Source organism: Klebsiella sp. G-Nf4 (genome assembly GCF_002810615.1).
GTDB lineage: Bacteria > Pseudomonadota > Gammaproteobacteria > Enterobacterales > Enterobacteriaceae > Klebsiella > Klebsiella variicola.
In genome coordinates, this window is sequence record NZ_PION01000006.1 from 137,407 (window position 1) to 150,931 (window position 13,525).

Here is a 13,525-nt window from a genome sequence, read left to right on the forward strand (position 1 = left end):
CTTCTGGAGTGAAGGGACGTCAATCACTCGGCGATTTTCTTCTTTGCCGCGCGCTTGGCTTTGGTCGCGGCGGCGATTTTCTGTGTTTTCGCCGACGGTTTTTTCGCTTTCTTCTCGCCTTTGGGCTTCGCTTTAGCCTGCTCTTTTTCTTTGCGGAACGCGCTATCCGGCTCGAAGTTCACCTGTTTACCCACCTGGCGGCGACGGCCACCCGGTTTGCCAGAGGTGCTCTTTTTCGCTTTCTCACGGGCAGTTTTGCCAACATTACGCGGCGCACGCTCGCTGGAAATCAGGCTGAAATCAATCTTACGCTCGTCCATGTTGACGGCTTCCACGCGGACTTCCACACGGTCGCCCAGACGATAAGTCTGGCCGCCGGACTCGCCGATCAGCCGCTGGCCAACCTGGTCAAAACGGTAATAGTCGTTATCCAGGGAGGAGACATGCACCAGACCGTCAATAAACAGATCGTTCAGGCGGACAAAGAAGCCAAAGCCGGTCACGCTGGCGATGACACCGGAGAAGGTGTTGCCCACCTGATCCTGCATGAAGTCGCACTTCAGCCAGTCGGATACTTCACGCGTCGCTTCGTCGGCGCGGCGCTCGGTCATCGAACAGTGCTGGCCCAGCTGCAGCATCTCTTCCATGCTGTAGTGCCAGCCGCCGGTCTCGGTGCTATTCCCTTTATGTCCCTGCTCTTTTGCCAGCAGATACTTGATGGCGCGGTGCAGCGACAGATCCGGGTAGCGGCGAATCGGCGAGGTGAAGTGGGCGTATGACTGCAGCGCCAGGCCAAAGTGGCCACGGTTTTCCGGATCGTAAACGGCCTGCTTCATGGAGCGCAGGAGCATCGTTTGCAGCATTTCTGCATCCGGGCGATCGGCAATGGAGGTCAACAGTTCGGCGTAATCGCGCGGCTCCGGCTTGTTGCCGCCCGGCAGCTCCAGTCCCAGCTCAGCCAGCACGGTACGGAACGAGGTAATCGCTTCGGTGCTTGGCTTATCGTGGATACGGAACAGTGCCGGCTCCTGCGCTTTCTCAACGAAACGCGCGGCGGAGATGTTCGCCAGGATCATACACTCTTCAATCAGCTTATGCGCATCGTTACGCTGAGTCTGTTCGATACGCTCAATACGGCGTTCGGCATTGAAGATGAATTTAGCTTCTTCACTTTCAAATGAGATACCGCCGCGCTCTTCGCGGGCGCTCTCCAGCACTTTGTAGAGGTTATGCAGCTCTTCAATATGCTTCACCAGCGGCGCGTAGTGTTCGCGCAGCTCCTGATCGCCCTGCAGCATATGCCACACTTTGGTGTAGGTCAGGCGAGCATGTGAACTCATCACCGCTTCATAGAACTTAAAGCCGGTCAGGCGGCCTTTTGACGAAATCGTCATCTCGCACACCATACACAGGCGATCTACCTGCGGGTTCAGCGAGCACAGGCCATTCGACAGCACTTCCGGCAGCATCGGCACCACCTGCGACGGGAAGTAGACCGACGTCCCGCGGCTACGCGCTTCACCGTCCAGCGGCGTACCGGGGCGCACATAGTAGCTCACGTCGGCGATAGCCACCCACAGACGCCAGCCGCCGCCGCGTTTCTTCTCGCAGTACACCGCGTCATCGAAGTCGCGGGCATCTTCGCCATCAATAGTGACCAGCGGCAGAGAGCGCAGATCGACGCGTCCGGCTTTCGCCTCTTCCGGCACCTGCTCTTTGAGGCCGGAAACTTGTTTTTCCACCGCCGGCGGCCAGACGTAAGGAATTTCATGGGTACGCAGCGCCATATCGACGGCCATGCCGGTGCCCATGTTGTCGCCCAGCACTTCGACGATTTTCCCGACCGCTTTGGTGCGGCGGGTTGGGCGCTGGGTCAGTTCGACCACCACCACGTAGCCCATCCGCGCGCCCATAATATCTTCAGGCGGGATCAGGATATCGAAGCTCAGGCGACTGTCGTCCGGGACGACGAAGCCGACGCCAGCGTCGGTGAAGTAGCGGCCAACAATCTGGCTGGTTTTCGGTACCAGCACACGAACGATGCGCGCCTCGCGGCGGCCCTTACGGTCCGCACCCAGCGGCTGGGCCAGCACCTGGTCACCGTGAATACAGGTTTTCATCTGCTCTGACGACAGATACAGATCGTCCTTGCGCCCTTCAACGCGCAGGAATCCATAGCCATCACGGTGGCCAATAACGGTACCTTTGAGGAGATCAAGACGCTCCGGCAGCGCATAGCACTGGCGGCGTGTGAAGACCAGCTGACCGTCGCGCTCCATCGCGCGCAGGCGGCGGCGCAGCGCTTCTATTTGTTCTTCGCCCTCAATATTCAACTCGATGGCCAGCTCATCGCGGCTGGCAGGCTTTTCCCGTTTGGTTAAATGTTCGAGGATAAATTCCCGGCTCGGGATGGGATTCGCGTACTTCTCAGCTTCGCGTTCCTGGAATGGATCTTGTGACATATCGGTTCCTCCGTTGTCATCTCCGGCAGAGTGGCGTCACTCCACCAGTAATAATTTATAAAGCGGTTGATTCTTCTCAACCAAATCAGCCAGCGTATAGTTATCCAGCTCCTTGAGAAAACTCTGCGCGGCTTCAGCTAGCGCCTGTTTCAGACGACAGGCTGGTGTAATGTGGCAAAATTCGCTGCTGCAGTTGACCAGCGATAAGGGTTCAAGGTCGCGCACCACGTCGCCCACGCGGATCTGCCCTGCTGGTTTACCGAGGCGAATGCCCCCATTCTTCCCCCGCACGGCAGTCACGTAGCCCATGCGGCTTAACTGATTGATTATTTTAACCATATGATTACGGGAGACGCCATAGACCTCGGTCACTTCCGAGATGCTGGTCATGCGTCCTTCCGGCAGCGACGCCATATAAATCAGCGCGCGTAATCCGTAATCGGTGAAACTCGTTAACTGCACATAAACCTCAGGGAAAAGAAAACAGGGTATGTCGAGCGACATCATTATTATTGATGATAAACCAGCCAGCGCTCAGGCCGCTAATTTATTTGAAATGGGGCGGGCGAACAGCAAAAACAAGGGCGCCCGAACGGCGCCCCTTGAGAGTGATTACGCGTCGAACGGGTCGCGCAGAATCATGGTCTCGGTACGGTCTGGACCAGTAGAAATGATATCCACCGGCACGCCGGTCAGCTCTTCAATACGCTGAATGTAGTTCAGCGCTGCCTGCGGCAGACCGCTGCGCTCTTTCACGCCGAAGGTGGTTTCGGACCAGCCCGGCATGGTTTCGTAGATAGGCTCGATACCTTCCCAGTTGTCGGCAGCCAGCGGAGTGGTGGTCACTTCACGGCCGTCCGGCATACGGTAGCCGACGCAGATTTTCACTTCTTTCAGGCCGTCCAGGACGTCCAGTTTAGTCAGGCAGAAGCCGGACAGCGAGTTAATCTGCACCGCGCGGCGTACTGCAACCGCGTCCAGCCAGCCGGTACGACGACGACGACCGGTGGTGGCGCCGAATTCGTTACCCTGCTTGCAGAGGAACTCGCCAGTTTCATCAAACAGCTCGGTCGGGAACGGACCCGCGCCTACGCGAGTCGAGTAAGCTTTGATGATACCCAGTACGTAATCCACATAACGCGGACCCAGGCCAGAACCGGTCGCCACGCCACCAGCTGTGGTGTTGGAGGAAGTTACGTACGGATAGGTACCGTGGTCGATATCCAGCAGGGTACCCTGCGCGCCTTCGAACATCACGAAGTCGCCGCGCTTACGCGCCTGATCCAGCAGATCGGAAACATCAACGACCATGCCGGTGAGGATGTCGGCAATCGCCATGACATCGTCCAGCACTTTCTGGTAGTCAACCGCTTCCGCTTTGTAGAAGTTCACCAACTGGAAGTTGTGATATTCCATCACTTCTTTCAGTTTGTCAGCGAAGGTGGCTTTATCAAACAGGTCGCCAACGCGCAGACCGCGACGAGCAACTTTATCTTCGTAAGCCGGGCCGATACCGCGACCGGTCGTACCGATCGCTTTCGCACCGCGTGCTTTCTCACGTGCGACGTCCAGCGCCACGTGATAGTCGAGGATAAGCGGGCAGGCTTCGGACAGCAGCAGACGCTCACGAACAGGGATACCACGGTCTTCCAGACCTTTCATCTCTTTCATCAGCGCAGCCGGAGACAGCACAACACCGTTACCGATGATGCTGGTTACATTCTCACGGAGAATACCTGATGGAATAAGATGGAGGACGGTTTTTTCACCGTTGATTACGAGAGTATGGCCTGCGTTATGGCCACCCTGGTAGCGCACAACATATTTAGCCCGTTCTGTCAGGAGATCGACGATCTTCCCTTTACCTTCGTCACCCCATTGGGTGCCCAGTACGACGACGTTGTTACCCATTTTTCAAAATCACCGTTTGCTTAAAAATGGATTCTACCATCGCTTTTTCAGAGTTACAGCACTTTTTGCATCCAAAATAAGGCAAATCCGACCACTTTTTGATCAGCCAATCGATTTCCTCAACATGTAGTAGATCACAATCCCTGCAACCACAAGTCCGCCGCCAAAGCGGCGCAATAAATTATCCGGTAACTGGCTCAGGCTGGCGACCATTTTGCGCCAGGCGCGAGGATAGAGCAGCGGGCCGAGCCCTTCGAGTACTAAAACCAGCGCCAGCGCCAGCCAAATGGTGGAGTTCATTATCAACCCTAATTGAAAAGTATTATCGTCGCCCTCGCGGGCGTCATCGGCCAGCATGGTGAATTCATTCACTCATTTCACATTGTCCCGTATTTCATCTTCATTATGAACTGGCAAGGTGAAACAAAATTCACAACTAATTGTATTGCTGCATATTTTTTAAATTGTAACTATGCCGTCGCGTACTACAACCCGGTACGTCTACATAATCAGGAAGATTATCATGAGAGAATTAACCGCGTTTGAAATCGAAAATGTGAGCGGCGCAGGCTGGTTACAGGATGGCCTGGCTTCTTTAGGCAGCAAGGTCGGCGCCGCCGCATGGACGATGGGTACCGATGCCCTGAGCATCAACCTGCCGCTGATTGGCACCCTCAATCTGGCCGACCTGGCGCCAGACCTGGGCAAAACCCTGGGCGAAAGCGTTGGGTCGACTATCGGTGGCACCATCGAAAGTGCGCTGGCGAGCCTGCCGGTGATCGGTGGCCTGCTGAACAAACTGCTCGGCAACTAATTCACGCCCCCGCAGTATGAAAAAAGGCGCCTGAAACAGGCGCCTTTTCGCGTTAGCACTTCAGGCTTACACCCTCTGCGGCTTATTTACGCGCCGAATCCGGTGAACGCATATAGCGGAAGAAATCACTGTCCGGGCTCAGGACCATCACATCCTGGTTGCTCTGGAAGCTCTTCTCATAGGCACGCAGGCTACGGATAAAGGAGTAGAAGCCTGGATCCTGGCTGAACGCGTCGGCAAACAGTTTTGCCGATTCCGCATCGCCTTCACCACGCAGGATACGACCCTGGCGCTCGGCTTCCGCCAGCGTCTTGGTGACTTCGTAGTCTGCGGTCGCGCGCAGTTTCTCAGCTTCTTCCTGACCCTGTGAACGGTGGCGACGAGCAACCGCTTCACGCTCCGCGCGCATACGGTTATAAATCGCTTCCGACACTTCTGCCGGCAGGTTGATCTGTTTGATACGCACGTCGACAACTTCGATACCCAGCGCCGCCATACTGTTCGGGTTGATCACCTGCACTTTGCCGTTGGTTTCTGCTTCCACACGCTCAGCGGCTTTGGCGATAGCGTCATCAGCCGCCGGGGTGCTGACCTCATCTTCAGTGCCAGCAGAACCCGAGTTCAGCGCATCGCGCACTTCGAGCGTCAGGCGACCACGGGAGTCGGTAACGATGTCTCTCACATCCAGACGACCAATTTCAGAACGCAGACGGTCAGAGAATTTACGCTTCAGCAGGACCTCGGCCTGGGAGACGTCGCCGCCGCCGGTTGCCAGGTAGTAACGGCTGAAGTCGCTGATGCGCCATTTGATATAGGAGTCGACGATCAGGTCTTTCTTCTCTTTGGTCACAAAACGGTCAGCCTGGTTATCCATGGTCTGGATACGCGCATCCAGCATCTTCACTGATTCGATAAACGGGATCTTGAAGTGCAGGCCTGGCGCATACACCAGCGGCTTGTTCTCATCGTCGCGAAGGACTTTGCCGAAGCGCAGCGTAATCCCGCGCTCGCCTTCCTTCACCACAAAGACTGACATGTAGAGCACTACCAGCACGACGACAATGATCGCGATAACAGATTTACGCATCGTTATTCCCCCTGACGCTGGTAGTCGTTACGCTGCGCGTTAGCGCGGCGTTGGTCCATAATGCTACCCCCGGTTGAGCTCGAGGTTGATGAGGTGCTGGCGCTGCCGGTGCTGGATGCAGGTGGCAGACGCAGCAGATCGCTGGCGTCACTGCTATCACTCTTTGCTGCCGGCGCGGCGGCGCCTTTCAGCATCTGGTCAAGCGGCAGAACCATCAGATTGCCGTTTTTGCTGTCGTTCACCAGCACTTTACGGGTGTGGCTCAGCACTTTTTCCATGGTTTCGATATACAGACGCTCACGGGTAATTTCCGGTGCGGCTTTGTATTCCGGCAGGAGCTTAGCAAAGCGAGCCACTTCACCCTGGGCTTCCAGGACGGTCTGGGTCTTGTAGGCACGCGCCTCTTCAAGGATACGCTGCGCCTGGCCATTCGCCCGCGGCTGTACTTCGTTGGTATAAGCTTCCGCTTCACGGATGTACTGCTGCTCGTTCTCACGCGCGGCAATGGCATCGTCAAACGCCGCCTTCACCTCTTCCGGCGGACGTGCCGTCTGGAAGTTGACGTCCAGCAGGGTGATCCCCATGTTGTACGGGCGGATAGTCTCTTCCAGCTCGCGCTGGGTATCGCTACGGATCACGGTACGACCTTCGGTCAGAATGCGATCCATGGTGTATTTGCCGATCACGCCGCGCAGCGCACTGTCAGTCGCCTGACGCAGACTGTCATCCGCGCTGGTGACGCTAAACAGATAGCGTTCCGGATCGGTGACGCGGTACTGCACGTTCATCTCAACGCGCACGACGTTTTCGTCAGAGGTCAGCATGACGCCGGAAGCGGCCAGTTCACGTACCGACTCCACGTTCACCGCCTGAACGTTATCGATAAAGGTCGGTTTCCAGTTCAGGCCTGGCTCAACCAGATGGCTGAACTTACCAAAACGGGTCACGACGCCGCGTTCGGCTTCTTTAATGGTATAAAAACCGCTGGCCGCCCAGATAATCACTGCCGCCGCGGCAACGATGCCGACAATACGCCCGCCCATCGGTCCGCGAGGCGTCTGCGCGCTATTACCACCGCCCAGTCCGCCCTTCCCGCCGCCGAGCCCGCCAAGTTTTTTACTTAACTTGCGGAAGATATCATCCAGATCCGGCGGCCCCTGCTCGCGACCACCTTTGTTGCCATTTCCCTCAGAGTTGCCGCCAGGTTTGCTGCTCCCCCACGGGTCGCGGTCCTGTCCGTTATTACCGGGCTGATTCCACGCCATGTATATGCTCCATATTTGTTTTTGATATCCCCACAGGGGTCAATATCTTCAGGCAAGCTGCAAGGTTAAACCACATAGTCAACAAGCGTTGGCTCTTGCTTACAGAGGCGCCGCCAGTCAACGATCGGCATGCGCACCTGCAGACTCACGCTGCCGTCATCCTCCATCCACTCTTTTTCTATCGCCTGAAGCTGATAGAAACGGCTTCTCAGTCGCCCTTCTTTCGGCGGTAAGCGCAGCGTATGCTGGGCCACTTCACCGGAAAGACGTTCCGTTAATGCCTGAAAAAGCAGTGGTACGCCAACCCCGGTCTGCGCTGAAAGCCAGACCCGAATCGGTTTATTTTCATCGTCGCGATCGATGCGCGGTTCAAAATCGTCAAGCATGTCGATTTTGTTCATCACCAGCAGCGCTGGGATCTCATCGGCCTCAATCTCAGCGAGAACCGTATTTACCGCATCAATGTTTTCCTGCACGCGGACATCCGCCGCGTCAATCACATGCAGCAGCAGCGTCGCCTGACGCGTCTCCTGCAACGTCGCTTTAAACGCGGCTACCAGATCGTGCGGCAGATGGCGAATAAAGCCGACGGTATCGGCCAGCACCGTTTCGCCGACGTCAGGGACGTCAATGCGGCGCAGCGTCGGGTCCAGGGTGGCGAACAGCTGGTTCGCGGCATAGACCTCGGCGGCGGTGATCTGGTTAAAGAGCGTTGATTTTCCGGCGTTGGTGTAGCCCACCAGCGACACGGTTGGAATATCGGCTTTCGCGCGCGACCGCCGCCCCTGCTCACGCTGTTTCTCAACTTTTTCCAGTCGCGACAGGATCTGCATGATGCGGTTACGCAATAAACGACGGTCGGTTTCGAGCTGGGTTTCACCCGGGCCACGCAAACCAATCCCGCCCTTCTGTCTTTCAAGGTGGGTCCAGCCGCGGACGAGGCGGGTCGCCATATGGCGCAACTGCGCCAGCTCAACCTGCAGTTTCCCTTCATGGGTGCGCGCGCGCTGGGCGAAAATATCTAAAATAAGACCGGTACGATCGATAACCCGGCATTCGCACAGGCGTTCCAGGTTGCGTTCTTGTGCCGGACTCAGGGCATGATCGAAGAGCACGACCGACGCGCCGGTCGCTTTAACGGCTTCCGCAATTTCGACTGCCTTACCTTCACCAACAAAATACTTCGGGTGCGGTGCTTTACGGCTACCGGTAATCACCTGCATTGCTTCGACACCGGCGGAAGAGGCCAGAGTTTCAAACTCCTGGAGATCTTCCATATCTTTGTCTTGCGAAAAATAGATGTGTACCAGTACCGCCTGCTCACCGGCGTCATAACGGTCAAACAAGCGTAAACCCCTTATAAAATACCAGCGGGGAACGCAGAAAACCTGGCTCCCCGGCGTGGAAAAACAGCACTGGCCTTATTCGGCGTCGTCGCTGTCTTGTTGCGGCGCAGAAGAGCCCTGCGCGCTACCACCGTGGTGATAGTTACTGGAACCGCCGCCAGCATTATTGCTGTGGTGAGACACCGGGCGAGACGGGACAACAGTAGAAATTGCGTGCTTATAGACCATCTGGCTGACCGTGTTCTTCAACAGGATCACGAACTGATCGAAAGACTCAATTTGCCCTTGCAGCTTGATACCATTCACCAAATAAATAGAAACCGGAACACGTTCCCGACGCAAAGCGTTCAGGAACGGATCTTGTAAAGATTGCCCCTTAGCCATTCTCTCTTTTCCTTATATGTATGCTTGTTTTGTACTCAGAACCTTACGATTCTTAAAAAAAATTACGCACGATACCGTTTAATTGTACACGTTCAGTTCTGGCTCGCACCAACAACCTGTAATACTTTGTTGAGCGCTTGTTCAGGTTGTTCACTGTCTAACCAGTGCACACCTTCCCAACCGCGCAGCCAGGTGACCTGACGTTTGGCTAACTGTCTCGTGGCGCAAACACCTCGATAAACCATCTCATCATACGGGATCTCGCCATTGAGGTATGACCACATCTGGCGGTATCCAACACAACGGATGGAAGGCATATCCGTATGCAAATCTCCGCGGGCAAAAAGCGCCCGTACTTCTGCTTCAAAACCTGAAGCTAACATCTGATGAAAACGCTGTTCTATGCGTTGATGGAGCAGTTCACGGCTCGCCGGGGCGATGGCGAACTGATGCACCTGATATGGCAGAGCGTCTCCTGACGTTTGCGTCAGTTCCGTTAAAGTTTTACCCGAAATGAAAAAAACTTCCAGTGCCCGGGAAAGCCTTTGCGGATCATTTGGATGAATACGCGCAGCAGCTACGGGATCGATCGCCTGTAATTGCTGATGTAACGCGTTCCATCCCTGCTCTGCGGCCTGCTGCTCAATCCGCGCTCTGACCTCTGGGTCAGCCGACGGTAAGGGCGACAATCCTTCCAGCAACGCTTTGAAATACAACATCGTTCCGCCGACTAACAGCGGAATACGCCCGGCGGCGACAATATCGGCCATCGCCGCCAGCGCGTCGCGGCGAAAATCAGCCGCGGAATAGGCTTCTGCGGGATCCAAAATATCCAGCAGCCGGTGCGGCGCAGCGCTAAGCTCCGCGGCATCCGGTTTGGCAGTGCCAATATCCATTCCCCGATAAATGAGGGCGGAATCAACACTAATCAACTCTACTGGCAAAACTTTACGTAAGGCTATCGCCAGCGCGGTTTTACCTGAGGCCGTCGGGCCCATTAAAAAAATTGCCTTGGGCAGGCTCGCCTCGGTTACATCATTCATCTTTCAGGGCATTCATCGCCGAATGGAGATCTACAGGTTGTAACAGGCCGCCCGGCGGCGTTTTCACCAGCTGCGGGCAAAGACGTTCGACGTCCGCCAGCAGCGCAATCGCCTGCGCCATATTCCATGACGCCTGTTCGCTCGTCAGATTACGCGCCATCCATTGGGCGATGTTGCCGACGTCGAATGCGTTTTGCTGCGCCAGGTAGCCTATCAGTTCAGGAATCAAGATTTGTAAATTTTGTTGTCTTAAGGGTAAAGGGACCGCGCGCACCGTCACGTGCAGGGCATCGGTATGGAGCTCGATCCCCAGCTGCGTCAGCGCCGACTGCGCAGCGGCCAGCGCCCGCTTCTCCCCTTCCGTGACTTTTAACCGCAACGGGATCAGCAGCGGCTGGGCACATACCGCTTCCACCCCCGGCGTCAACTGCGCCTGGCGCAGCCAGCGCTCGGCAACGGTCAACGACAGCAGCGCCAGACTGCCCTCGCGCTCCAGCAGCGCGCAGTCGCCGCCGACAATCGTCAGCACTCTGCCAAAACTCTGACTGTGACCAGCCAGTTCCGCCGGGGCGACGGACGGCTGCGCGGGTCGCGGCGCGGCGGGCGTGTCGAGCAACTGACGATAAAGCGCCCCCTGCTGCTTCTGGTAACCCGGCTGCGCATGCGGCCAGCTCGCGCCGCCCGAACTGCCGCCGGAGGCAGCCGGCTCACGCGACGATGTCATGCTGAATCGGGTTGCCGGTTCACGCGCTTCCGACGGGCGAGCAAACTGGTTGCCGCCTGCGGCGATGCGATTCTCCGGCATCTGGCGCGGCGTCGGCGGGTCGTCTTTTTCCGCCAGCGGCGCATCAAGCTGTTGCTGCAGCACGCACAGTACGCCCTGGTAGATAAAGTCATGCACCAGGCGAGACTGATGGAAACGCACCTCATGCTTGGCCGGATGGACGTTCACATCCACCTGATGGGGATCGATCTCCAGATACAGCACAAACGCCGGCTGCTGATCGGCCCCCAGCTTGTCTTCGCAGGCCTGGCGGATAGCATGGTTGATCAGCCGGTCGCGCATCATCCGCCCGTTGACGTAACAGTACTGAATTTCCGCCAGCGCCGGGGTGGTATGGAGCGGATCGGCAACCCAGCCGCGCAGGGTCAGATCGCCATGCTGCCACTCGATCGCCAGCGCATGTTCGAGAAAAGCGGTGCCGCAAATGGTTCCCAGCCGCCGCTCCCGCTGGCCATCCTGCGCCACTGCCCGATACTGGCGCATCACCTTGCCGTTATGGCTGAGGTTAATGGTGACGTCGAAGCGCGCCAGCGCAATGCGGCGCACCACTTCGTCAATATGGCCGAACTCGGTTTTTTCGGTGCGCATAAATTTGCGCCGCGCCGGCGTGTTGTAGAACAGATCGAGGACTTCCAGGGTGGTGCCGACCGGGTGCGCCGCCGGCTTCACCGTTACCGCCTGATCGCGGCCTTCGGCATAAGCCTGCCAGGCTTCCTGCTGCTCCGCCGTCCGCGAAGTCAGCGTTAAGCGCGCCACCGAACTGATACTGGCCAGCGCTTCGCCGCGAAAGCCGAGGCTGATAATCGCCTCCAGATCGTCAAGCGAGGCGATCTTGCTGGTCGCATGACGAGCCAGGGCCAGCGCCAGCTCGTCTTTTTTGATGCCGCTGCCGTTATCGCGGATACGAATGAGCTTCGCGCCGCCGCGTTCGATATCAATGTCAATCCGCGTAGCGCCAGCATCAAGGCTGTTCTCAACCAGCTCTTTCACCACCGACGCGGGCCGCTCCACCACTTCGCCGGCGGCAATCTGGTTGGCGAGCTGCGGCGGCAGAACCTGAATCGGCATCCCCTGCTCCTTAGTTAATCAACATCCCGCCTGGCGCTGCGGCGCTGGCGGTCTGCGCCGCCTCCCCTCGAGGCGCCGACTGCAGCGGATGCTGCATAAAGTAGTTACGCAGGCCGTTGTAAATCGCCTGTGCGATCTGCTCCTGGTAATCCTCACTCCCCAGCAGCCGCTCTTCACCGTTGTTACTGATAAAGCCCGTTTCCACGAGGATCGACGGGATATCCGGCGAGCGCAATACACCGAGGCTGGCATGCTCCGGGCGGCGTTTGTGCAGGTTGCCAATGCGCTGCAGCTGGCTCAGCACGTTGGTCGCCACATCGTAGCCGACGCGCTGGGAATGACCGAACTGCAGATCCAGCACCGCCTGGCTCAGATAGGGGTCGGCCTGGCTGTTCGCCAGCACGTCGCCTGCCCCGCCGAGCAGTTCAGACTGCTTCTCATGCTGCTCGAGCCAACCGGCCATTTCGCTGTTGGCGCGACGGTTCGAGAGCACCCACACCGAGGCGCCGGTCGCATCGCGGTTTGGCGCGGCATCAGCATGGATAGAGACGAGGAAGTTGGCGTTTTGCTTACGCGCCACGTCAGAGCGCCCCATCACCGAAATAAAGTAATCTCCGTCGCGGGTCAGCACCGGCTTAAACTGCGGATCGGCGTTCAGTAACGCCCGCAGCTTGCGCGCGATGGCGATAGTCACGTTCTTCTCTTTGGTGCCGTTCGGGCCAATCGCGCCTGGATCCTGGCCGCCGTGTCCGGCATCGATGGCGATAATCACCTTATCATCCGCCGACACCGTACGGGCCGCCGGGCGAGTCACGGTCTGATTGTTGGTCATCGCCGGCTGAGAGGAGGTCATCGCCGTCTGCCGTTCATGGCCCGACGAGCTGAATGGGTTACGCCCTGCCGTCGCCGTCCGGGAAGGCATCACCGGCGGCGGGTCGGCCCGTTTCACCACCACAGGCGGCGGTGGCGGTGGTGCGTCGGCGTTGATGGTAAAGACCACCGTGTAATTCGCCCCGTTCTGCTGCTTCACCGCCCGCGTTTTGCCATCTTCCGTCAGATCCACCAGCAGACGCAGCGTCTGCGTATCCTGCGGCGTACCGGCGCGAATACTTTTCACCAGGTTGCTACCGCTAAACTGCAGCGGTAGTCCCTGCAATACGCCGGTCTGCTTGATATCCAGTGCCACCAGACGTTTGCCCTGTGGGGAAAAGGAGTACTCCGGCTCACCGACAAAGCTCAGGGTAATACGGGCCTGCTGGTCTCCGTTGGAGACCTGGATATCGGATAAACTCGCCGCAGTGGCGTGAAGACTCGACAGCATTAGCGCAGCGGCAAGCCAGGTGGTTATGCGATACTTCATC

At 57.5% G+C, this 13,525-nt stretch carries 12 protein-coding genes; 1 reads left to right on the plus strand and 11 read right to left on the minus strand.

The window, feature by feature from the left end; genetic code table 11:
* Positions 1-23: 23 nt before the first annotated feature.
* The 4 genes from rnr to CWM57_RS14100 form a co-directional block, all read right to left on the minus strand.
* On the minus strand, positions 24-2,462 hold the full coding sequence (gene rnr / locus CWM57_RS14085) for a ribonuclease R (protein ID WP_100676136.1): 2,439 nt from the start codon (positions 2,460-2,462) through the stop codon (positions 24-26).
* Positions 2,463-2,498: 36 nt separating this feature from the next.
* Positions 2,499-2,924 (minus strand): nitric oxide-sensing transcriptional repressor NsrR, encoded by a 426-nt coding sequence (nsrR, locus tag CWM57_RS14090; protein ID WP_002885667.1) that lies wholly within the window; start codon positions 2,922-2,924, stop codon positions 2,499-2,501.
* A 150-nt stretch (positions 2,925-3,074) separates the two neighbouring features.
* Positions 3,075-4,373 (minus strand): adenylosuccinate synthase, encoded by a 1,299-nt coding sequence (locus CWM57_RS14095; protein ID WP_012543110.1) that lies wholly within the window; start codon positions 4,371-4,373, stop codon positions 3,075-3,077.
* A 102-nt stretch (positions 4,374-4,475) separates the two neighbouring features.
* A complete protein-coding gene (locus tag CWM57_RS14100) occupies positions 4,476-4,673 on the minus strand; it encodes a DUF2065 domain-containing protein (RefSeq protein ID WP_002885664.1) in 198 nt (65 codons plus the stop codon).
* Between the two features lie 223 nt (positions 4,674-4,896).
* Here CWM57_RS14100 and CWM57_RS14110 point away from each other — a divergent pair, with 223 nt between their 5' ends.
* The gene (locus tag CWM57_RS14110; protein WP_008807192.1) at positions 4,897-5,187 is read left to right on the plus strand and encodes a hypothetical protein; all 291 of its coding nucleotides are present in this window, start codon (positions 4,897-4,899) and stop codon (positions 5,185-5,187) included.
* Positions 5,188-5,269: 82 nt separating this feature from the next.
* Here the strand turns inward: CWM57_RS14110 and hflC are convergent, their stop codons facing one another.
* The 7 genes from hflC to amiB form a co-directional block, all read right to left on the minus strand.
* A complete protein-coding gene (gene hflC, locus CWM57_RS14115; RefSeq protein WP_061156028.1) occupies positions 5,270-6,274 on the minus strand; it encodes a protease modulator HflC in 1,005 nt (334 codons plus the stop codon).
* 2 nt (positions 6,275-6,276) lie between these two features.
* Positions 6,277-7,539 (minus strand): FtsH protease activity modulator HflK, encoded by a 1,263-nt coding sequence (hflK, locus tag CWM57_RS14120; protein ID WP_061156029.1) that lies wholly within the window; start codon positions 7,537-7,539, stop codon positions 6,277-6,279.
* A gap of 65 nt (positions 7,540-7,604) precedes the next feature.
* Complete coding sequence (gene hflX, locus CWM57_RS14125) at positions 7,605-8,885, minus strand: ribosome rescue GTPase HflX (protein ID WP_004146725.1); 1,281 nt, start codon at positions 8,883-8,885, stop codon at positions 7,605-7,607.
* 75 nt (positions 8,886-8,960) lie between these two features.
* Positions 8,961-9,269, minus strand: coding sequence for an RNA chaperone Hfq (hfq, locus tag CWM57_RS14130; protein ID WP_002885659.1), 309 nt, complete (start codon positions 9,267-9,269; stop codon positions 8,961-8,963).
* A gap of 92 nt (positions 9,270-9,361) precedes the next feature.
* Positions 9,362-10,312 (minus strand): tRNA (adenosine(37)-N6)-dimethylallyltransferase MiaA, encoded by a 951-nt coding sequence (miaA, locus tag CWM57_RS14135; protein ID WP_061156030.1) that lies wholly within the window; start codon positions 10,310-10,312, stop codon positions 9,362-9,364.
* Positions 10,305-12,164, minus strand: coding sequence for a DNA mismatch repair endonuclease MutL (mutL, locus tag CWM57_RS14140; protein ID WP_100676135.1), 1,860 nt, complete (start codon positions 12,162-12,164; stop codon positions 10,305-10,307). The genes miaA and mutL overlap by 8 nt, the downstream gene beginning before the upstream one ends.
* A 10-nt stretch (positions 12,165-12,174) precedes the next feature.
* Entirely contained in the window at positions 12,175-13,524 is a 1,350-nt protein-coding gene (gene amiB, locus CWM57_RS14145; protein ID WP_100631232.1) for an N-acetylmuramoyl-L-alanine amidase AmiB, read from the minus strand.
* Position 13,525 lies beyond the last annotated feature (1 nt).